Below are 19,948 nucleotides of genomic sequence, written 5' to 3' on the forward strand. Positions count from 1 at the left end.
GTCGATGCGGAGGCGCTCTTCGTCGGCGCCCGTCTCGGGCGCATCGGCGTCGATCGGTTCAGGCTCCGGCAAGCGTGCCCTCCTCGAGGCCGCCGGCCAGGACGTGCGCGTGCACGTGGAAGACGGTCTGACCGGCGGATGCCCCGGTGTTGAACACGAGCCGGAACTCGCCGTCGGCCAGCTCGGCCGCGATGCCCTGCGCGACCGCGACGAGCTCGGCGAGCAGCGCCGGGTCGCCCGCGGCGAGCTCGACGACGTCGCGGTAGCCGGCCGTCTTCGTCGTGACGACGACGTGCACGGGAGCCTTCGGCGCGATGTCGTGGAACGCGATGACCCGGTCGGTCTCGGCGACGATGCGGGCGGGGATCTCGCGCGCGACGATGCGTTCGAAGACGGTCGGTTCAGCGGGCGAGTCGGTCATCTGTCCATCGTAGCGAGCGATCGGCTACCACCGCCCGAGCGCCGCGTTCAGCACGGCGATCGCGGCGGGACCTGCGGTCGAGGTGCGCAGCACCGAGGCACCGAGGCGCACGCGCTCGGCGCCGGCCGCCTCGAGCTTCGCGAGCTCTTCGGGGGCGATGCCGCCCTCGGGGCCGACGACGAGCGCGAGGTCGCGCCCGTCGGGGCGGAGCTCGGAGAGCGGGGTCGTCGCGCTCGGCTCGAGCAGCAGCACGCGCGCACCGTCGAGGCGCGCGGGGAGCTGCGCCGTCGTCGCGACGGGCGCGACCTCGGGCAGCCACGAGCGGATCGACTGCTTGACGGCTTCGCGCACGATGGTCGCCCAGCGTGCCCGGCCCTTCTCGGCCTTCGGGCCCTCCCAGCGGGAGACCGACCGCGCGGCCGCCCACGGGATCACCGCGTCGACTCCGAGTTCGGTCGCCGCCTGCACGGCGAGCTCGTCGCGGTCGCCCTTCGCGAGCGCCTGCACGAGGATGAGCGACACCTCGGGCCGCTCCTCGACGAGCACCTCGTCGGCGAGCAGGGTGAGGGCGCGCGGCTCGGTCGCGACGACCTGCCCGCGCACCACGACGCCGCGTCCGTCGCCGATGGAGATCCGCTCGCCCGGGCGCACCCGGGCCACCGTCACCGCGTGACGCGCCTCATCGCCCGCGAGCCGGAGTTCGGCGCCCGGCGCGAGGGTCCCGAGGTCGAGCGACTCGTCGAGGTAGAGGCTGCTCACCGTGGCCTCCGGCTCAGCCGAGGAACCGGTCGCGGAGTCGCGCGAACAGCCCCTGCTGGAAGTGGCTCAGTTCGGGCGCAGGCGACTTCTTCGATGCGGCGAACTGCGAGATGAGGTCGCGCTCCTTCGACGAGAGCTTCGTCGGGGTGACGACCTGCACGCCGATCTTGAGATCGCCGCGGCCGTTGCCGCGCAGGCGCGTCACGCCGCGGTCGCGGACGGTGAGGATCTCGCCGCTCTGCACGCCCGCCTTCACCTCGACCTCGACGTCGCCGTCGAGCGCGGGGATCGTGGCGGTCGTGCCGAGGATCGCGTCGGCCATCGCGACCTCGAGAGTCGCGAGCAGGTCGTCGCCGTTGCGACTGAAGACGTCGTGGTTCTTGACCTTCATCTCGAGGTAGAGATCGCCGTTCGGGCCGCCCGCGGGGCCGGCCTCGCCGGAGCCGGGCATCTGCAGACGCACCCCGGTGTCGACGCCCGCGGGGATGTCGACGGGCACCGTGCGACGCGCGCGGACGCGCCCCTGCCCCTGGCAGGTGACGCACGGCGTCGCGATGATCGTGCCGTAGCCGCGGCAGGTGCCGCACGGGCTCGAGGTCATCACGTTGCCGAGCAGCGAACGCACCTGGCGCTGGATCTGCCCGCTGCCGTGGCAGATGTCGCAGGTGACCGGCGAGGTGCCGGGCGCGCAGCACGAACCCTGACAGGTCTCGCAGCGGACAGCCGTGTCGACCTCGATGTCGCGGTGGGTGCCGAAGATCACCTCGTCGAGGCCGACCTCGACGCGGATCAGCGCGTCCTGTCCGCGCTCGCGGCGCGACCGCGGCCCCCGGCTCTGCTGGCCGGCGCCGAAGAAGGTCTCGAAGATGTCGCCGAAGCCCCCGAAGTTCTGGCCGCCGAAGCCGCCTCCCTGACCGCCGAGGTCGTACTGCTGACGCTGCTTCGGGTCGGAGAGCACGTCGTACGCGTGCGTCACCTCTTTGAATCGCTCGGATGCCTCCGCACCGGGGTTCACGTCGGGGTGGAGTTCGCGAGCGAGGCGACGGTACGCCTTCTTGATCTCGTCGGGCGTCGCTTCGCGCGAGACACCGAGGACCTCGTAGTGGTCGGCCACGGAGGGCTTGTCCTTTCGATTGCGGATGCCCGTCGGACGGCGGGCGGAAGGTCAGCTCTCGCCGAGCGTGCGGGAGAGGTAGCGGGCGACCGCGCGGACCGCGGCCATGCTGTTGGAGTAGTCCATACGGGTGGGCCCGACGATGCCGAGACGCGAGACGTCGCGACCGGGGATCTCGAAGGCGCTCGTGACGATCGAGGTCTCGCCGAGCCCGAACGAGGCGTTCTCTCGGCCGATGCGCACCGCGACGGCGTGCTCGTCGCCCGACATCTCGCCGAACAGCTTCAGCAGCACGACCTGCTCTTCGATGGCCTCGATCACGCCGAGGATGGAGCCGGCGAAGTCCTGCTCGGTACGCACGAGATTCGCCGCGCCCGCGACGACGAGCCGATCGCTGCGCTGCACCCGTGCCTGCTCGGCGAGGGTCGCGGCGAGCGTGTGCAGCACCGCGGCGTGCCGCGGATCGACGGCGTCGATCTCGCCCGAGAGCCGCCCCGTGGCCTCCGTCATGGTGGCGCCGGCGACGAGCTCGTTCAATCGCTGCCGCAGCTCGGCGAGCGTCGACTCGTCGACCGGCTGTTCGAGCTCGGCGAGCCGCTGCTCGACCTGGCCAGAATCGGCGATGAGGATGCACAGCACCCGGTTCGGCGCGAGCGAGACGAGCTCGACGTGGCGCACGCGGGCGCCGGCGAAGCTCGGATACTGGACCACGGCGAGCTGCTTCGTCAGCTGCGAGATGAGCCGGACGGTGCGCGCGAGGAGTTCGTCGAGATCGCTCGACTCGCCGAGGAAGGTCTCGATCGCCTGGCGCTGCGCCGAGCTCAGGGGACGCACCTCGGTCAGCTGGTCGACGAAGACGCGGTACCCCTTGTCGGTCGGGATGCGCCCCGAGGAGGTGTGCGGAGCCGCGATCAGCTCTTCTTCTTCGAGCAGGGCCATGTCGTTGCGGATCGTCGCGGCGGAGACGCCGAAGGCGTGCCGTTCGACGATCGTCTTGGAGCCGACGGGTTCGCGCGACGCCACGTAGTCCTGCACGATCGCCCGAAGCACCGCGAGACTGCGTTCTGAGGCCATGCCCCGCTCCTTTCCCGACGACTTAGCACTCGATCTGACTGACTGCTAATCATATCGCGACATCCTGCGACCGAGCCGTTGCCGCGGGCGGTTCGCTTCGCTACCGTATGGATGTTCCGCGCGTCGAACCCGACGGCGACCCGCCCCTGCCCCGAACACGAAGCCCGAAAGGCCCGACATGACCGAGCCCAACGCTCAGTACCCCGACCCGAACGCCCAGCCGCAGCAGCCCGCCGGCGCCGCACTCACCCAGGAGCAGGACAACCAGTGGGCCTCCTTCGCCCACCTCGGCGGCATCCTCGGCTTCCTGCCCTCCCTCATCATCTGGCTCGTGTTCAAGGAGCGCGGCCGCCTCACCGACGTCGAGGCGAAGGAGGCCGTGAACTTCCAGATCACCGCCGCGATCGCCTACGTCGCGATCCTCATCGTCAACTCCGTCCTCACCGCCGTCACCTTCGGCTTCTGGGCGCTCATCGGGTGGATCCTCCCGCTCGCCCTCTGGGTCATCGTGATCGTCTTCTCGATCCAGGGCTTCCTCAAGGCGAAGGACGGCAACCACTACCGCTACCCCTTCGCGATCCGCCTCATCAAGTAGCTGATCGCCGAGGCTTCGGCTTCCGAGCGCGCCGCGGGGCTCTTCCCGCGGCGCGCTCTGCTGTGCCAGCATGAACAGTTGAACGAGCCTCGCCTTCGGGCGACCGAGCAAGGAGACCTCAATGTCCGACGCCACCCCGCCTCCCCCGCCGGCGAACCCCTACCAGCAGAGCCAGCCGCTGAGCCCCTCCGACGAGAAGCTCTGGGCCACGCTCATCCACATCGGCGGGGCGATCTTCAACTTCCTGCCCGCGCTCATCGGCTACCTCGTCCTGAAGGACAAGGGCCCCTTCATCCGCGGCCATTCCGCGACGGCGCTGAACTTCCAGCTGACGGTCCTCATCGCGTACGTCGTGAGCGGCCTGCTGATGTTCGTCTTCATCGGCTTCCTGCTCTACCCCGCCGTGTGGGTGCTGAACATCGTCTTCTGCATCATCGCCGCGATCGCCGCGAACAAGGGCGAGCCGTACACGTACCCGCTCGCGATCAAGTTCGTGAGCTGATCAGCTTTCGAGCAGCTGCCTGACGACCGCGTCGGCCAGAAGCCGCCCTCTCCTGGTGAGTGTCAGCACTCCCGAGAGGGCGGCTTTCGCGTCCACCAGTTCGTCGGCGATGAGGGCCGCGACGGCGTGCCGGCCGCCGGTCTGCAGCGAGGAGATCTCGAGTCCCTCGCGGATGCGGGCGCGGAGCAGCACCCGCTCGGTCTCGCGGGTCGGCCCGTCGAGCACCTCGCGCCCCACCGCGGGCGAGACCCCAGCGGCGATGCGGTCGGCGTAGGCCGAGGGATGCTTCGCGTTCCACCAGCGCACCCCGCCGACGTGGCTGTGCGCGCCGGGGCCGACGCCCCACCAGTCGTCGCCCCGCCAGTAGCCGAGGTTGTGGCGGGAGCGCTGCGCCGGGCTCGAAGCCCAGTTGCTCACCTCGTACCACTCGTACCCGGCCGCCGCGAGCTGCTCGTCGACGAACTCGTACATGTCGGCCTCGAGGTCGTCGGAGGGCTCGGCGAGCTCGCCTCGGCGGATCTGCCTGGCGAGCTTCGTGCCCTCCTCGACGATGAGCGCGTAGGCGCTCACGTGGTCGGGGCGCTGCGCGATGACGTGCTCGACGCTCGTGCGCCAGTCGTCGAGCGACTCCCCCGGCGTGCCGTAGATGAGGTCGAGGCTCACCGCGAGCCCCGCGTCGCGCGCCCAGCCCACGACGAGGGGCACCCTCGCCGGGTCGTGCGTACGATCGAGCGCGGCGAGCACGTGCGGGACCGCCGACTGCATGCCGAACGACACCCGGGTGAAGCCGCCCTCGGCGAGCCGAACGAGGTCGTCGGGCCCGACGGAGTCGGGATTCGCCTCGGTCGTGACCTCGGCGCCCGGCGCGAGGCCGAACTCGTCGCGGACCGCGCCGAGCATCGCCACGAGGTCGTCGGCGGGCAGCAGCGTCGGGGTGCCGCCGCCGAAGAAGACCGTCTGCGCTTCCCGGGCGGGCAGCCCGGATGCCTCGAGCACACCCCGTGACATCCGGATCTCGCCGATCGCCTGCGAGGCGTAGTCGCTCTGCTTCGCGCCCCGCAGCTCGTCGGAGGTATAGGTGTTGAAGTCGCAGTAGCCGCAGCGCACCCGGCAGAACGGCACGTGCACGTACACGCCGAAGGCGCGCTCGCCTGCGCCCTCGGCCGCTGTGGGCGGCAGCAGCCCGTCGGCGGGTGCGGGGTCGCCGAGCGGCAGCGCGGCGCCCACGGCTACGCGCCGCTCGCGGGGTGCAGCGCCCGGAGCTCGTCGCGGGTGAGCTCGCGGCGCTGCTTGCGCGTCAACGGCGCGAGCACGCTGCGCGCGCCGCCCGCCGTCGCGAAGATCGAACGGATCGTGAGCCACACCGTGTCGTCGTCGCGATGCTCGAGGATGAACGACTCCTCGCCCGTCTCGGGGCCGTGGCCCGTCGTGCCGTAGGCGAAGCCGATCCGGTTCGGCTCGTCGATGACGTAGACCACCAGCACCGGGGTCTTCACGGCACCGAACCGGCCGCGTCGCACGAGCGTCGCCGTCATGCCGGGCGCGATGTACGGGGTGCCGTCGGCACCGAAACGGTCTTCGGTGCGCGGGGCCGGCTGGTCTGAGAGCGGCGCGCCACCCTGATCGAAGACGATGCCCGGGTACTGCGCGCCGGTGCCCGCCGAGACGTCGCTCACGGTGAATCCGGCACCGCGCTGCACGCCCCACGTCATGAGCGCCTCGGCCGAACGGTCGAAGCGATCACGCCCCGAGCCGAGTCGGACCGCGTCCTCCGCGGGCCGGAGACCCGCCGGCGGGTAGCGCAGGAAATCGGGGTCGAGGGTCGCGCCGATCGCCCCGTAGGTGACCGACTGATCCGTGAAGGTGCTTCTCCGAGACATCCGCGCTACTTCTTCGCGTCCTTCTTCGTCTCGGTGTCGCCGCTCAGCGCCGCGATGAACGCCTCCTGGGGCACCTCGACGCGGCCCACCATCTTCATGCGCTTCTTGCCCTCCTTCTGCTTCTCGAGGAGCTTGCGCTTGCGGCTGATGTCACCGCCGTAGCACTTGGCAAGAACGTCCTTGCGCATGGCGCGGATCGACTCGCGCGCGATGATGCGCGCACCGATCGCCGCCTGGATGGGCACTTCGAACTGCTGACGCGGGATGAGCTCGCGGAGGCGCCCCGTCATGAGCACGCCGTACGCGTACGCCTTCTCACGGTGCACGATCGCGCTGAACGCGTCGACCTGCTCGCCCTGCAGCAGGATGTCGACCTTCACGAGGTCGGCCGCCTGGTCGCCGGTCGGCTCGTAGTCGAGGCTCGCGTAGCCGGCCGTCTTCGACTTCAACTGGTCGAAGAAGTCGAACACGATCTCGCCGAGCGGCATGTTGTATCGGATCTCGACCCGGTCCTCGCCGAGGTACTCCATGCCGAGCAGGGTGCCGCGGCGCGACTGGCAGAGCTCCATGATGGTGCCCACATAGTCCTTCGGCGCGAGGATCGCGGCCTTGACGACCGGCTCGCGCACCTCGGAGATCTTGGCCCCGGTCGGGAACTCGCTCGGGTTCGTGACCGTGACCGTCTTCTTGTCTTCGGTCGTGACCTCGTAGACCACGCTCGGCGCGGTCGTGATGATGTCGAGGCCGAACTCGCGACGGAGGCGTTCGTTGACGATCTCGAGGTGCAGGAGCCCCAGGAACCCGCAGCGGAACCCGAAGCCGAGCGCCACCGAGGTCTCGGGCTCGTACACGAGCGCCGCGTCGGAGAGCTTCAGCTTGTCGAGCGCCTCGCGCAGTTCGGGGTAGTCGCTGCCGTCGATCGGGTAGAGCCCCGAGAACACCATCGGCAGCGGCTCGGTGTAGCCGGGCAGCGCCTCGGTCGCGGGCTTCACCGCGGTCGTCACGGTGTCGCCGACCTTCGACTGACGCACGTCCTTCACGCCGGTGATGAGGTAGCCGACCTCGCCGACGCCGAGCCCCTTCGTGGGCTGCGGCTCGGGCGCGCTCACACCGATCTCGAGGATCTCGTGGGTCGCCTTCGTCGACATCATCTGGATGCGCTCGCGCGGGTTCAGCTTGCCGTCGATCATTCGCACGTAGGTGACGACGCCGCGGTAGCTGTCGTAGACCGAGTCGAAGATCATCGCGCGCGGCGGTGCATCGGCGTTGCCGACGGGGGCCGGGATGCGGTCGACGACGCGGTCGAGCAGCTCTTCGACGCCGACGCCGGTCTTGCCCGAGACGCGCAGCACGTCGTCGGGCGAACCGCCGATGAGGTCGGCGAGCTCGCGCGCGTACTTCTCGGGGTCGGCGGCCGGCAGGTCGATCTTGTTCAGCACCGGGATGATCTCGAGGTCGTTCTCGAGCGCGAGGTACAGGTTCGCGAGCGTCTGGGCCTCGATGCCCTGCGCCGCGTCGACGAGGAGGATCGCGCCCTCGCACGCCGCGAGCGAACGCGAGACCTCGTAGGAGAAGTCGACGTGACCGGGCGTGTCGATCATGTTCAGTGCGTACGCGCGGTCGCCCTGCTGCCAGGGCATGCGCACCGCCTGGCTCTTGATCGTGATGCCGCGCTCGCGCTCGATGTCCATCCGGTCGAGGTATTGGGCGCGCATGTCGCGGTCGCTGACGATGCCCGTGATCTGGAGCATGCGGTCGGCGAGGGTCGACTTGCCGTGGTCGATGTGCGCGATGATGCAGAAATTGCGGATCAGCGCGGGGTCGGTGGCCGCAGGCACCGGCGGGGTCAGAGCTCTCGGAGACATCCCGACGATTCTCCCATGACTTCTCCTGCGACTTCTCCTGCGTTCCCCTGCGACGTCCCTTCAGACTTTCGACGGATGCCTCGCGGCAGGCCCCGAGACTACGCTCGAAGCACGATGAGCACCCCGATTCCGACCCTGCCGAGCATCCCCGGCGACGATCGCGTCGCCGGTTCGGCGCTGCGCCCGGTGTTCGTCGCGCTGCGGCTCGGCCTGCACCTGCTCGTCGTGGGGCTCACGCTCTTCGTCATCGTGCGGGCGCTCCTCGCCGACGACCCGGCCGAGGTGCCGATCACGATCCTCGCCGTCTCGTTCCTCGCCTGCTACGGCGCGGGCGTCGCGGCGGCGCACCGGCACGTGCCGACCTTCGCCCGCGTCCTCTGGCTCGCCGCGCTCCTCGCCCTCTGGGTCGGCATGTCGGCGCTCACCCCCGACGCGGCGTTCCTCGCGTTCCCCCTCTTCTTCCTCGAGCTCCACGTGCTCGCCGCCCCCATCTCGGTGCCGCTCGTCGTCATCACCTTCGGGCTCTCGGTGTGGGGCACCGCCACCCACCTCGGCTTCGAGGTCGGCTCGATCCTCGGGCCGCTCATCAGCGCGGGCGTCGCGATCGTCATCGGCCTCGGCTACCGGGCCATGGCGCAGGAGACGCAGGAGCGGCAGTCGCTCATCCTCGACCTCATCGCCACCCGCGAAGAGCTCGCCGCGGCGAGCCGCGAGGCCGGCACCCTCGCCGAGCGCGAGCGGCTCGCCCGCGAGATCCACGACACCGTCGCACAGGGGCTCTCGAGCATCCAGATGCTGCTGCACGCCGCCGAACGCGACGTCGACGACGAGCGGGTGAGCGAGAAGCTGCGACTCGCCCGTGAGACCGCCGCCGAGAACCTCGGCGAGGCGCGCCGATTCATCCGCGAACTCACCCCGCCCTCGCTCGACGAGCAGACCCTGCCCGCGGCGCTCCGCCGGCTCACCGAAGCGGTCAACGAGCAGGCCGGCCAGGCCGGTGCCGACACCCGCGTCGAGTTCACGACGAGCGGCGACCCGGTGCTCCTGCCCATGACGCTCGACGCGGCGCTCCTCCGCATCGCTCAGGGTTCGCTCGCCAATGTGCTGCGCCACGCCGACGCGAAGTCCTGCTCGCTGACCCTCAGCTACCTCGGCGACGAGATCGCCCTCGACGTCGTCGACGACGGCCGCGGCTTCGACGCCGAGGCGGTCGCCCGCCGGGCCGACCCGGGCGAGTTCGGGCTGCGGGCGATCCGTCGCCGCGCCGAGGAGCTCGGCGGCACCGTCGACCTCGAGACCGCGCCCGGCGAGGGCACCGCCCTCTCAATCCGCATCCCGGTGGTGGCGTGATGACCCCCGACGGCGCCGCCCCGATCCGCCTCCTCCTCGCCGACGACCACCCCGTCGTCCGCGCCGGCATCCGCGCGATGCTCGAATCCGAGGGCGACCTCGTGGTCATCGCCGAAGCCGCGACCGCCGAGGACGCGGTGCGGCTCGCCCGACCCGACAGCGTCGACCTCGTCCTCATGGACCTCCAGTTCCCCGGCACCATGCAAGGTGCAGAGGCGACCCGCCGCATCCGCGGCATCCCCGGCGCACCCCGTGTGCTCGTGCTCACGAACTACGACACCGACGCCGACATCCTCGGCGCGATCGAGGCGGGCGCGAGCGGCTACCTCCTGAAGGACGCCCCGCCAGACACCCTGCTCGCCGCGGTGCGCGCCGCCGCCGTCGGCGAGCAGGCACTCGCCCCCGGACTCTCGTCACGGCTCGACGCCTCCCTCGCCGCGGGCGAACGGCTCACCGTCCGCGAGGCCGAGGTGCTCTCGCTCGTCGCCGAGGGCCGCACGAACCGCGAGATCGGCAAGACGCTCTTCCTCAGTGAGGCGACGGTCAAGTCGCACCTCGTGCACATCTTCACCAAGCTCGGCGTCGGCTCGCGTACCGCGGCCGTCGCACGGGCCCGCGAACTCGGGGCGATCAGGGCGGGCTGAGCCGTGAACCGACCGACGGGATCCCGCGCGGCACCTCGCGCGCGGATCGTGCTCGTGCACGGCATCCGCACCTCGGCGACGATGTGGCGGCGGCAGCTCGCCGCGCTCGGCGCGCACGGTCTCGACGTCGTCGCCGTCGATCTCCCCGGGCACGGGGCACGCATCGGCGGCGCGTTCTCGGTCGACGAGGCGATGACGATCATCGACGAGGCGCTGAACCCCACGGATGCTCCGACGGAGCACACGGCGACGCCGCGGCTGCTCGTGGGGCTCAGCCTCGGCGGCTACCTCGCGATCGAGTTCGCGGCGCGGCATCCCGACCGGCTCGACGGGCTCGTCGCCGCCTCCTGCGGCACGCTCCCCCGCGGCCCGGCGCTCGACGCCTACCGGACGATCGCCGCCGCGATCGCGCGGCTCCCCGACCGCGGGCGGTGGCTCAACGACACCATCGCCGAGACATTCCTCGGGCGCGAGTCGGCGGCCGACATCATCGCGGGCGGCGTCGCCCTCGACGTGATGGATCCCGCGCTCACCGCCGTCGGCGAACTCGACCCGCGCGGCGCCCTCGCCCGCGTGCAGGTGCCGATCTGGTTCGTGAACGGGCGGCTCGACCACTTCCGCCTGCAGGAGCGCACGCTTCTGCAGGCGGCGTCGGACGCCCGACTGGTCATCGTGCCGGGTGCGACCCACCTCGTGAGCCTCACGCGCCCCGACGACTTCACGGCGATCGTGCTCGGAGCCGTCGCCGAGCTCGACCGGCGGGCGGCGGCTCGACGCCGGGCCACGGCCGAACCGCGGCGCATTGGTGCCGCCCGCGCGTAGCTGGTATCGTTGTCTGTTGGCTTGCCGTGTGGGTCCCACCCCGCACGATCGCCGGGCACGAGCCCCTCTACCTCGTGACGGCACATCCTGTACCCACACGAGAACGAAAGACGAACCACACGTGGCAAACATCAAGTCGCAGATCAAGCGCATCAAGACGAACCGCAAGGCCGAAGAGCGCAACAAGGCCGTGAAGAGCGAGGTCAAGACCGTCGTCCGCGCCGCTCGCGAGGCCATCGCCTCCGGCGACAAGGACAAGGCCGTCGCCGCCGTGCGCGTCGCCACGCGCAAGCTCGACAAGGCTGTGTCGAAGGGCGTCATCCACAAGAACCAGGCCGCGAACCGTAAGTCGGCGATCGCGAAGCAGGCTGCCGCGCTCTGAGTCGCGACGCACTGCAGCACGTCTGAAGGCCCCGCTCCGGCGGGGCCTTCGTCGTACCCGGGCGGATGCCACGGGCCCACCCTTGCGGGGGCGACTCAGCCGTGCGGGGGCGACTCAGCGGCGGCCGCGGGCGGCGATGACGCCGACGAGCCGCTCGAGCGCGAAGACGGGGTCGCGCTCGGCGCCCTTGACGGCCGCGTCGGTCTGCGCGAGGGTCTCGATCGCGACGCCGAGGCCGGCGTCCGTCCAACCGGCGAGGTCGCGGCGCGCACGGTCGACCTGCCAGGGCGCCATGCCGAGCGAGGCGGCGAGCTGCCCGCCGCTGCCACGCGAGCCCGAGACCTTCGCCATGGTGCGGAGCTTCATCGCGAATGCCGCGACCATCGGCACGGGGTCGGCCCCGCTGTCGAGGGCGTGGCGCAGTGCGATGAGGGCTTCGCCGTGCCGGCCGGCGATCGCCGCGTCGGCGACGGCGAAGGCGTTCGTCTCGACACGGCCGCCGTAGTACTTCGCGACGACCGCCTCGGTCACATCGCCGGGGGTGTCGGCGAGCAGCTGCCGACAGGCGGCCGCGAGTTCGCGCAGGTCGTCGCTGAACGCGCCGACGAGCGCGCGCAGCGCCGCGGGTGCGATCTTGCGGCCGGCAGCTCGGAACTCGGCGACGACGAAGTCTTGCTTCTCGGCGTCCTTCTTGAGCTCGGCGCAGACGATCTCGATCGCCTCGCCGCCACCGGCGCGGATCGCGTCGAGCAGCTTCTTGCCGCGCACGCCGCTCCGGTGCCGCAGCACGAGGGTGGTGGCGTCGGCGGGCTGCTCGAGGTACTCGAGCGCGTCGAGCAGGAAGTCGTCACTCGACTTCTCGACCCCGCTCACCCGGATGAGTCGCGGCTCACCGAAGAGCGACGGGCTCGCGAGCGTCAGCAGTTCGCCCCGACGGTAGGCGTCGGCCTCGAGGTCGCTGACCTCGAGCGCCGAGTCTTCAGCGCGCAGGAAGTCGCGCAGCATGCCGATCGCCCGCTCGGCGAGCACGTCTTCGGCGCCCGAGACGAGGACGACGGGTGCCGGTCGCACGGCGTGCCACGCCAACTGCGGGATCGCGACCTTCGCGCGTGCTGTACCGCCCGCTGCGCGTGCTGCCACTCGTGCCTCCTGTGTCGCCCTCAAGTCTACGGTCGACCGCCGACGCACGACTGCGGGAGCCGTGCCACCTCGGCACTCACCTCGCCGGTCGGTCTCAGTCGCGGGCCGATGGTCCGAGCGCGATGGCCTCGAACGCGCCGTCATGACTGGCGAGCAGCCACTCGAGATCGGATGCCTCGGCCGGGATGAGTCCGTGGAGCCACTCGGCGACGACGTGAGCGACGCCCTCCTCCAGCTCATCCCGCGACCATCCGGCGGGCCGGGCCGGAACGTCGGGTTCCCATCCCTCCTCGCCCCAGAGGACGCCGAACAGCGCCCGCTCTTCTTCGAAGCGCCGATCGAGCGCGAACGCGTCGGGACCGTCGAACCGAGCCCGGACATCGAACGGCCCCTCGCCGTCCTGGTCGACGAACACGTCGATGATCACGCGGTCGGTCTCTCCGTTGACCGCGCCTCCGATCGTTGCGAGCTGTCGGGCGACCGTCGCCGACGAGGCGTCGAGCACGGTGCGCAGGGCGATTCGGTACTCGCTGGCATCCACGGCTGTCAGCCTAGCCTCGCGTCGCTCCGACACGTTCCGCGTCCGGCGGCGTCGGGCTCGCGCGGTCGCCGCCGCCCCGCTCGCTCCACACGCGCATGCCTCCGTCGACGGGCGAGAGGGCGATCGTGCCCGAGCGGTCGGTGCGCAGCACCGTGGTGCCGGTGCGTTCGAGGAGTTCGAGCAGCCGGTCGGTGGGGTGCCCGTAGCCGTTGTCGGCGCCGACGCCGATGAGCCCGACGCGCGCGTCGAGGCGTTCGTAAAGCGCGTCGCGCTGGTCGGCCGAGCCGTGGTGGGCGACTTTCACGAGGTCGACCCATCCGATGCGGGAGTCGGTCATCATGCGGCGTTGCGCGTCTTCGCCGAGGTCGCCGAGGAAGACCCCGTGGTAGCTCGGCGACACGACCTCGAGCACGACGCTCGCGTCGTTGCCCGGGTCGACGTCGGGCACTGGCCAGAGCACCCGCCAGCGCGTCGACCCGAGCAAGCCGTGCGCGCCGGCCGTGACCGGCACGGTGTCGGCACCGCCCTCGACGAGCGGGTCGAGCGCCCGCGACGAGCGTGCGCCGTCGATCGGACCGTGCAGCACGGTGTCGACTCGCCCGACGACGGCGTCGACGCCCGCGACGTGGTCGGCGTCCCAGTGGGTGAGCACGAGCAGGTCGATGCGGTCGACGCCGAGCAGGTCGAGGCAGCGCGACATCGCCGCGGGGTCGGGCCCGACGTCGATGAGTGCGACCTCGTCCCCCGACCGCAGCAGCACCGCGTCGCCCTGCCCGACGTCGCACGCCGCGACCTCCCAGTCGCCGGGGCGCGTGGCACGGGTGATCCATTGCCCGCCGGCGACGACCCCGAGCTGCACGGCGACCGCCGCCACGAGCAGCGCGACCACGGCCGCTCGCACGCGTGGCGCGAGCGGCGGGCCGAGCACGAGACGAAGCACGAGCGCGGTGCACGCGGCGAGCAGCAGCGCGCCCGGGGCATCCGGCAGCCAGGGAACCCGACCGCCCGGCAGCGCCGACGTCGTGTGCGCGACGACCGCGATCCACTGCGCAGGCAGCCACGCGAGCTGCAGGGCGGCGAAGCCGATCGAGGGCAGTACGGGCAGCAGCAGGCAGCCGACGAGCCCGGCGACCGTGCCGACCGGGGCCGCCGGTGCGGCGAGGAGGTTCGCTGGCACCCCGTACGAGGCGATCGCCGGATCGAGCAGCACGAGCACCGGCTGGCAGGCGAGCTGCGCTGCGAGCGGCACGCCGAGCATGACCGCGAGGGGCACCGGCATCACCCGCGCGAGCGCCCGTGAGAGCGGCGCCGCGAGCAGCAGCAGCCCGGCGGTCGCGCACACGGACAGTGCGAAGCCGTAGTCGCGCGCATACCAGGGATCGACGACGAGCAGTACGACCACCGCGAGGGCGAGTGCGGCGAGCCCGCCGCCGGGCCGGCCTGCCGCGATCGCGACGAGCACGACGACGGCCATCACCGCGGCGCGCACGACGCTCGACTCGGGCGTCACCAGCGCGACGAATCCGGCGAGGGCGACGAGGGCGAACACGACGCGGATGCCACGGCGCAGCCCCATCGCCGCAGCGAGGGCGAACGCCGCAGCCGTGATGATGGCGCAGTTCGCGCCAGACACCGCCGTGAGGTGGCTGAGCGAGCTGGCCTTCATCGCGGCATCCAGCTCGACGGAGACGGCGCTCGTGTCGCCGATCGCGAGCCCCGGCACGAGCGCGCCGCCGTCGCCGTCGAGCCGCGCGGCGGCGTCGGCGAACCCGGTGCGGAGGCCGCCGCTCCACGCGAGCCAGGCCGGTGGCGACGCGACCTCTGGCGCCGATTGCGCGCGAAGACGATACGCGGCCGACTCCGCGGACTCCTCAGGTGAGGCTCGCGCGTCGAAGGCGAGCCGGGCGCCGAGCTGCAGCAGGCGGGGGTCGGCCTCGACGACGGCGCTCACCGGGATCGGTGCGACCGAAGTGCCGTCGACGGCGATCAGTCGACCCTCGATGCGCATGGATTCGGTCGCAGGGGCGTTCTGCTCGGGAGCATCTGCCGCGGTGCCGAGCGCCCAGTCGGGCTGCCGCGAGACCATCACGCGAGGCGCGGCGGTGAGCTCGACCATGACCCCGACCGTCGTGCGCTGCTCGGCGTGCTCCGCCAGCGGCGATGCGGCGCGGCCCTCGAGCGCGATCGCCGCAGAGCTCGCGACCAGCGCCGCCGCGGTCAGTGCGAGCGCGACGCCGGCCGCGCTCCCCCGTACGACGCGTCGTAGCCGCCCCGGCGCCGCTCCGGCGCTACGAGCCGCGGCCCCACGCGCACGCGATCGCTGCCGCTCCACGATCGCGACGGCGAGTGCTGCCGCGGCCGCCACCCACAACCCGATCACCACGGGCGCAACCGGAACACCCGCATCGGGCGCCGCGACGACCGCCCACGCCGCCGCCCATGCGACGACCGCAGGCACGGCGAGCCTCGCCGTGCCCATTCAGGGCGCCACGAGGTCGGCGAGCCCCGAGTAGACCGCGTCGCCGATGCCGGCTACGTCGAGGAGCTGCTCGGTGCTCGTGAATGGGCCGTTCGCCTCGCGCCAGTCGATGATGCGCTGCGCCAGCGCCGGGCCGATGCGGGGCAGCGTGTCGAGCTCGGCGACGTCGGCGGTGTTCAGGTGCACCTTGCCGTCGGCAGGAGCACCGCCCGCGCCGGCCGCCGCACCGCCCGCAACCGGACCCGCCGGAGGTACTGCCCCGACGATCGGCACGACGAGCTGCTCGCCGTCGGCGACCGCACGGGCGAGGTTCACCCCGGCCGGGTCGGCGTCGGCGGTGAGCCCGCCCGCCGCGGCGATCGCGTCGACGACCCGAGACCCCTCGTCGAGCTCGACGAGCCCGGGCTCGACGACCGCTCCGAGCACGTGCACGAGCACCACGGGCGACGCGACGGCGACCGTTCCACCGCCGCCCGAAGCATCCGCGCCGCCCGACGACGAACCCGAGCCGCCCGCACCGAACGACACCGACGACTGCGCTCCCCCGCCCGACGCGGTGAACGACAGCAGCGCCGCCACCGCGACCGCGGCGATGAACAACGCGACCGCCGCCCCGACCCCGAGCCGTACCCGCGCCGACGCGCGCCGCGCCGAGGGGTCGAGCGCAGCGAGTGGATCGGGCGGATCTGAGCGCGACATGCCCGCAATCTATGGGCGGCTGGTTCGCCCGATCACCGCACAGCGGGATCCGCGGTCGAATCGCCGCCCGCCGCGCCTGTCGAGGACGGGTCGGCCGATGTCGCGAGCTGCTCCCGTTCCGCTCGCGGAGGACCCGGCTCAGCTCGCGATCATCGGCTGTTCGCCGGTGAGCGCCGGACGGTCCCGCTCGACCGGACGCACAACCGTCGCGCGGTGCACGGCCGGCACGTGGCGCCGCTCGCCCCGCGATGCCGGTCGGAGGGTGGTCCGACGCGACCTCAGCACCAACGCGATGCAGACGAGACTCACCCCCGCGATGGCCGCCGACGCACCGACGGCCGCGACCAGGAGCGCCGGCTCGCGCTGATGATCGAGACCGAAGGCCGACGAGAACGCGAGCAAGGCTGCACCGATCACCATGCCGACGATGCCGAGCATCGTCACTGCGCCTCCCGCGCGCATGAGCCGCCTTCCTGCCCGTGCCGTCGTCACCCCGTCACCCCCGCCTCTTCACTCCGAGAACCCGCGGTCGACCCCGTTCCGATCCCAGCCCTCACGTGCCGACTCGCAGCGCTTCGACCGGGTTCATCCGAGCCGCCCGCAGCGCCGGGTACGTCCCGAAGAAGACGCCGACCGCGACGGAGATCCCGGCCGCCAGGAGCACGGTGAAGCCGTCGACGATCGGTCGGACGCCGTTGATCGGAAACATCGTCACGACCAGCGCGAGCAGCACGCCGAATGCCCCGCCGAGCACGCTGAGCACCGTCGCCTCCATCACGAACTGCCCCGCGATCGAGCCGGGCTGCGCCCCGAGCGCCTTGCGGATCCCGATCTCACGCGTCCGCTCCCGCACGGTCAGCAGCATGACGTTCGTCACGCCGATGCCGCCCACGAGGAGGCTGATGGCCGCCACGCTCGACAGCATGCCGTTCAGACTCTCCTGCGCTCCGCCCAGGGTCTCGCGAAGCTGATCCGAGGAGTAATAGCTCGGTTCGCCGACGCCACGGGCCACGAGGATCGATGTGGCCTGGTGCTTCGCCGCCTCGACCGCTGCGGGCGAGGTCGCGCTGAACGTGATCCCCGAGAGGGAACCGAATCCGCTGACGGTCGCGCGCACCCGATCGATCGGTGCGAGCAACATCCCACCGGAGCCTTTCCCGAACTTCTTGTCCACGGCAGTGGGCGCGAGCACGCCGATGACCTGCATCGGGCTGCCCGCGACGAGCACCGTCTGCCCCACGGCGGACGAGCCGTCCGTGAAGAGGGCGTCACGCAGGGGCACGTCGATGACGGCGACGGCGGCATCACCGAAGACGTCCGACGCTGTGAAGGTGCGGCCCTCGACGACCTTCGAGTTCTTGATCGTGAAGTAGTCCGGCGTCGTGCCCGTGACCGTCGCCGAAGTGGACTTGGCACCCGCGACGATGTTCGGGTAGCCCATCGACTGCGGAGCGACGAGGTCGATGTCCGGTGCGAGCGGACTCGTCGAGAGCGCGTCGGCATCCGCCTGCGTCAATGGGGCTGCGAGCCCACTCTGCTCGTCGAATGCCGGATACACGTCGACGGCACTGGCACCGAGCGAGGCGATCTGGTCGTTCACTTGTTTCGTGGTCCCGTTGCCGACCGCGACGAGCGTGATCACCGACCCGACGCCGATGACCACCATGAGCACCGTGAGGATCGAGCGTGTCAGGTTACCGAGAACGCCTCGCGCGGAGACGGTCAGGAGCTCGATGATATTCATGCTGCCGCCGATTCGTTGAAGTAGCTGCGTTCGATGCGGCCGTCGCGCATTTCAATGACGCGCTCTGCACGCGCCGCGACATCGTCTTCGTGGGTGATGATGACGACGGTGGCACCGTCGCGGTGCAGCTCGTCGAAGATCGCGAGTACGTCTTCCGTCGCTCGTGAGTCGAGGTTCCCGGTCGGTTCATCCGCGAGGATGAACGCGGGGCGGTTGACGATCGATCGGGCGACGGCGACTCGCTGCTGCTGACCGCCCGAGAGCTGATTCGGCCGGTGGTGTTCCCGTCCTTCCAGTCCCACCCGCGCGAGCGCATCGAGCGCGCGCTCGCGACGCTCGGCCCGTCCGACGCCCGCGTAGGCCATCGGCAGTTCGACGTTGCCGACGGCGGTGAGCGCCGGGATGAGGTTGAACGACTGGAAGACGAAGCCGATCTCGGTGTTCCGGATGCGCGCGACCTCTCGCTCCGGAAGCGCGGAGACGAGGTGCCCCGCGATCGCCAGCGAGCCGGAGCTCGGCCGGTCGAGGCATCCGAGGATGTTGAGCAGGCTCGACTTGCCCGCCCCCGATCGCCCAACGATGGCGAGGAACTCGCCGTCGGGCACGACCAGGTCCACGCCGTCGAGGGCGTGCACGACGCCCGCCCCGCTGCCGTAGCTACGGCGGACGTCACAGAGTTCGATGGCGGTGGTCATCCGAGGACCTCCTCCGACTCGGCCTCGCCCGCTCCGCCGCTCGGCGTGACGGTCAGTTCGACGATGTCGCCGACGTCCAACCCCTCGGTGATCTCGGTGAATCCCCCGCCGGACAGCCCCGTCTTGACCGGGACGACCTTGGCCGGCGCGCCCTTCTTCCTCACCAGCTGCACGGTCCCCTCGCCCGGCGCGGTGAGCGTGACGGCCGCGGTCGGCAGCATCAGCACATCGCTCGCGGCGGCCGTCGTGATGCTGACGAAGCCGGTCTGGCCGAGCTTGACGGACGCCGGCGGATCGACGAGCTGAATCCTGACCGCGTAGCTGACGACGCCTTCGGTACTCGTCTGCGGCGTCGGCTCCACCGACGTGACGAGTCCATTGATCGATACGCCGTCCCTCCCGGCGAGCGTGACCACGGCGGTCTGCTCCAGCGCGACCCTGGCGATGTCGGCTTCGGGGATCGACGCGACCACTCGCAGCGAACTGACATCGGAGATGGTGATCAGGCCGCTCGGTGTGCTGCTGCCCGATCCGGAGCTGCTCGAGCTGGAGCCGCTGTCGCTGGAGGTTCCGCCACCGGAAGCGATGGAACCGACCGTGCCGTTGATCGCAGTCACCACGCCGGCCATCGGCGCCTTCAACACCGTCTGGTCGCGCGCGGCCTGCGCCGCCTCGACCTCGCGCGCGGCATCGTCGCGCGCCTTCACCGCGTTGACGACGTCGGTGTCGCGCGACGGCAGCGCACCCTCCTGCTCGCGCACCGCCGCGACGAGACTCGCGTAATCGGGCGCGTCGCCCGGTGCAGCCGCGAGGAGCGCACGGGAGTTGCCGAGCGCATTCTTCGCCGTCTGCAAGGCCTCGCGCGTGTTCGCGAGCGCGGTCTCGGCCGCCCTGAGCCCGCCCCGCACCTTCTCGAGTTCGCGGTCGGCGTCAGCGGGGTCGACGGTGGCGAGCTCCTGCCCGGCCGCGACGGTCTGACCGACGGTGACGGAGATCGCGGTGATCGTGCCGCCCTTCGCGAACGACGCGTTCGACGTGGTCGCCGCGCCGATCGCGCCCTTGCCGCTGACCGCGGCGGAGACGGTGCCTTTCTCGACGGTCGCGGTGGCGGCCGGCGGCGTGGGCTGCGCTGCGAACGGGTTCGCGAACGCGAACACCGCACCACCGGCAATCGCGACCGCGACGACGACGGCGCTGATGATCATCCAGGTCTTCTTGCTCATGCGCGAGACCGTACGAGAT

General features: G+C 71.4%; 21 protein-coding genes. 6 read left to right on the forward strand and 15 right to left on the reverse strand.

From position 1 onward, the window contains the following. Positions 1–58 precede the first annotated feature (58 nt). From ACFVTX_RS16185 to hrcA, 4 genes are read right to left on the reverse strand one after another with little or no spacing between them, the layout of a single operon-like run. Positions 59–421 carry an HIT domain-containing protein gene (locus ACFVTX_RS16185; RefSeq protein ID WP_386901896.1) on the reverse strand — a complete coding sequence of 121 codons (363 nt, stop codon included), beginning with the start codon at positions 419–421 and terminating at the stop codon, positions 59–61. A 24-nt stretch (positions 422–445) separates the two neighbouring features. Then, positions 446–1,180, reverse strand: a complete 735-nt coding sequence (locus ACFVTX_RS16190; protein ID WP_386901898.1) for a 16S rRNA (uracil(1498)-N(3))-methyltransferase — start codon at positions 1,178–1,180, stop codon at positions 446–448. 13 nt (positions 1,181–1,193) lie between these two features. Then, positions 1,194–2,294: a molecular chaperone DnaJ gene (dnaJ, locus tag ACFVTX_RS16195; protein WP_386901900.1), complete on the reverse strand. Its 1,101-nt coding sequence runs from the start codon at positions 2,292–2,294 to the stop codon at positions 1,194–1,196. 51 nt (positions 2,295–2,345) lie between these two features. Continuing rightward, positions 2,346–3,368 carry a heat-inducible transcriptional repressor HrcA gene (gene hrcA / locus ACFVTX_RS16200; RefSeq protein WP_386901901.1) on the reverse strand — a complete coding sequence of 341 codons (1,023 nt, stop codon included), beginning with the start codon at positions 3,366–3,368 and terminating at the stop codon, positions 2,346–2,348. Between the two features lie 178 nt (positions 3,369–3,546). On the opposite strand from hrcA, the gene ACFVTX_RS16205 reads away from it, so the two are divergent. Both ACFVTX_RS16205 and ACFVTX_RS16210 read left to right on the forward strand, forming a co-directional pair. After that, positions 3,547–3,963, forward strand: a complete 417-nt coding sequence (locus tag ACFVTX_RS16205) for a DUF4870 domain-containing protein (protein WP_386901903.1) — start codon at positions 3,547–3,549, stop codon at positions 3,961–3,963. Positions 3,964–4,084: 121 nt separating this feature from the next. Beyond that, positions 4,085–4,465: a DUF4870 domain-containing protein gene (locus ACFVTX_RS16210; RefSeq protein WP_386901905.1), complete on the forward strand. Its 381-nt coding sequence runs from the start codon at positions 4,085–4,087 to the stop codon at positions 4,463–4,465. On the opposite strand, the gene hemW is transcribed toward ACFVTX_RS16210, so the two are convergent. From hemW to lepA, 3 genes are read right to left on the reverse strand one after another with little or no spacing between them, the layout of a single operon-like run. Beyond that, the gene (gene hemW / locus ACFVTX_RS16215; protein ID WP_386901907.1) at positions 4,466–5,692 is read right to left on the reverse strand and encodes a radical SAM family heme chaperone HemW; all 1,227 of its coding nucleotides are present in this window, start codon (positions 5,690–5,692) and stop codon (positions 4,466–4,468) included. 2 nt (positions 5,693–5,694) lie between these two features. Continuing rightward, positions 5,695–6,345, reverse strand: a complete 651-nt coding sequence (locus ACFVTX_RS16220; protein WP_386901909.1) for a DUF1990 family protein — start codon at positions 6,343–6,345, stop codon at positions 5,695–5,697. Between the two features lie 5 nt (positions 6,346–6,350). Beyond that, a complete protein-coding gene (lepA, locus tag ACFVTX_RS16225) occupies positions 6,351–8,210 on the reverse strand; it encodes a translation elongation factor 4 (protein ID WP_386901911.1) in 1,860 nt (619 codons plus the stop codon). A gap of 114 nt (positions 8,211–8,324) precedes the next feature. On the opposite strand from lepA, the gene ACFVTX_RS16230 reads away from it, so the two are divergent. The 4 genes from ACFVTX_RS16230 to rpsT all read left to right on the forward strand — a co-directional run bounded on the left by ACFVTX_RS16230 (position 8,325) and on the right by rpsT (position 11,408). Then, on the forward strand, positions 8,325–9,560 hold the full coding sequence (locus ACFVTX_RS16230) for a sensor histidine kinase (protein WP_386901913.1): 1,236 nt from the start codon (positions 8,325–8,327) through the stop codon (positions 9,558–9,560). Then, on the forward strand, positions 9,560–10,204 hold the full coding sequence (locus ACFVTX_RS16235; RefSeq protein WP_386901915.1) for a response regulator: 645 nt from the start codon (positions 9,560–9,562) through the stop codon (positions 10,202–10,204). The genes ACFVTX_RS16230 and ACFVTX_RS16235 overlap by 1 nt, the downstream gene beginning before the upstream one ends. 3 nt (positions 10,205–10,207) lie before the next feature. Next, positions 10,208–11,026 (forward strand): alpha/beta fold hydrolase, encoded by an 819-nt coding sequence (locus ACFVTX_RS16240; RefSeq protein ID WP_386901917.1) that lies wholly within the window; start codon positions 10,208–10,210, stop codon positions 11,024–11,026. 121 nt (positions 11,027–11,147) lie between these two features. Next, on the forward strand, positions 11,148–11,408 hold the full coding sequence (gene rpsT, locus ACFVTX_RS16245) for a 30S ribosomal protein S20 (protein ID WP_386901919.1): 261 nt from the start codon (positions 11,148–11,150) through the stop codon (positions 11,406–11,408). Between the two features lie 114 nt (positions 11,409–11,522). On the opposite strand, the gene holA is transcribed toward rpsT, so the two are convergent. The 8 genes from holA to ACFVTX_RS16285 all read right to left on the reverse strand — a co-directional run bounded on the left by holA (position 11,523) and on the right by ACFVTX_RS16285 (position 19,929). Further along, the gene (gene holA, locus ACFVTX_RS16250) at positions 11,523–12,548 is read right to left on the reverse strand and encodes a DNA polymerase III subunit delta (protein ID WP_386901921.1); all 1,026 of its coding nucleotides are present in this window, start codon (positions 12,546–12,548) and stop codon (positions 11,523–11,525) included. Between the two features lie 94 nt (positions 12,549–12,642). Beyond that, complete coding sequence (locus ACFVTX_RS16255; RefSeq protein WP_386901923.1) at positions 12,643–13,089, reverse strand: DUF6389 family protein; 447 nt, start codon at positions 13,087–13,089, stop codon at positions 12,643–12,645. A 10-nt stretch (positions 13,090–13,099) separates the two neighbouring features. Next, positions 13,100–15,568, reverse strand: a complete 2,469-nt coding sequence (locus ACFVTX_RS16260) for a ComEC/Rec2 family competence protein (protein WP_386901925.1) — start codon at positions 15,566–15,568, stop codon at positions 13,100–13,102. Further along, positions 15,569–16,267, reverse strand: a complete 699-nt coding sequence (locus ACFVTX_RS16265; RefSeq protein ID WP_386901927.1) for a helix-hairpin-helix domain-containing protein — start codon at positions 16,265–16,267, stop codon at positions 15,569–15,571. A gap of 138 nt (positions 16,268–16,405) precedes the next feature. Further along, on the reverse strand, positions 16,406–16,705 hold the full coding sequence (locus ACFVTX_RS16270; protein ID WP_386901929.1) for a hypothetical protein: 300 nt from the start codon (positions 16,703–16,705) through the stop codon (positions 16,406–16,408). A gap of 115 nt (positions 16,706–16,820) precedes the next feature. Beyond that, a complete protein-coding gene (locus ACFVTX_RS16275) occupies positions 16,821–18,011 on the reverse strand; it encodes an ABC transporter permease (RefSeq protein ID WP_386901931.1) in 1,191 nt (396 codons plus the stop codon). Then, the gene (locus ACFVTX_RS16280; protein WP_386901933.1) at positions 18,008–18,706 is read right to left on the reverse strand and encodes an ABC transporter ATP-binding protein; all 699 of its coding nucleotides are present in this window, start codon (positions 18,704–18,706) and stop codon (positions 18,008–18,010) included. Before ACFVTX_RS16280 ends, ACFVTX_RS16275 begins: the two co-directional genes overlap by 4 nt. Beyond that, positions 18,703–19,929, reverse strand: a complete 1,227-nt coding sequence (locus ACFVTX_RS16285) for an efflux RND transporter periplasmic adaptor subunit (protein ID WP_386901935.1) — start codon at positions 19,927–19,929, stop codon at positions 18,703–18,705. Before ACFVTX_RS16285 ends, ACFVTX_RS16280 begins: the two co-directional genes overlap by 4 nt. Positions 19,930–19,948: the final 19 nt, after the last annotated feature.

Source organism: Agromyces sp. NPDC058136 (genome assembly GCF_042884375.1).
Taxonomy (GTDB): Bacteria; Actinomycetota; Actinomycetes; order Actinomycetales; family Microbacteriaceae; genus Agromyces.

Coding starts and splice junctions, on each gene's coding strand:
- ACFVTX_RS16185 (WP_386901896.1), bottom strand. CDS start 421: ATGACCGACTCGCCCGCTGAACCGACCGTCTTCGAACGCATCGTCGCG.
- hrcA (WP_386901901.1), bottom strand. CDS start 3,368: ATGGCCTCAGAACGCAGTCTCGCGGTGCTTCGGGCGATCGTGCAGGAC.
- ACFVTX_RS16205 (WP_386901903.1), top strand. CDS start 3,547: ATGACCGAGCCCAACGCTCAGTACCCCGACCCGAACGCCCAGCCGCAG.
- ACFVTX_RS16210 (WP_386901905.1), top strand. CDS start 4,085: ATGTCCGACGCCACCCCGCCTCCCCCGCCGGCGAACCCCTACCAGCAG.
- ACFVTX_RS16220 (WP_386901909.1), bottom strand. CDS start 6,345: ATGTCTCGGAGAAGCACCTTCACGGATCAGTCGGTCACCTACGGGGCG.
- lepA (WP_386901911.1), bottom strand. CDS start 8,210: ATGTCTCCGAGAGCTCTGACCCCGCCGGTGCCTGCGGCCACCGACCCC.
- ACFVTX_RS16230 (WP_386901913.1), top strand. CDS start 8,325: ATGAGCACCCCGATTCCGACCCTGCCGAGCATCCCCGGCGACGATCGC.
- ACFVTX_RS16235 (WP_386901915.1), top strand. CDS start 9,560: ATGACCCCCGACGGCGCCGCCCCGATCCGCCTCCTCCTCGCCGACGAC.
- ACFVTX_RS16260 (WP_386901925.1), bottom strand. CDS start 15,568: ATGGGCACGGCGAGGCTCGCCGTGCCTGCGGTCGTCGCATGGGCGGCG.
- ACFVTX_RS16265 (WP_386901927.1), bottom strand. CDS start 16,267: ATGTCGCGCTCAGATCCGCCCGATCCACTCGCTGCGCTCGACCCCTCG.
- ACFVTX_RS16270 (WP_386901929.1), bottom strand. CDS start 16,705: ATGCTCGGCATCGTCGGCATGGTGATCGGTGCAGCCTTGCTCGCGTTC.
- ACFVTX_RS16275 (WP_386901931.1), bottom strand. CDS start 18,011: ATGAATATCATCGAGCTCCTGACCGTCTCCGCGCGAGGCGTTCTCGGT.
- ACFVTX_RS16280 (WP_386901933.1), bottom strand. CDS start 18,706: ATGACCACCGCCATCGAACTCTGTGACGTCCGCCGTAGCTACGGCAGC.
- ACFVTX_RS16285 (WP_386901935.1), bottom strand. CDS start 19,929: ATGAGCAAGAAGACCTGGATGATCATCAGCGCCGTCGTCGTCGCGGTC.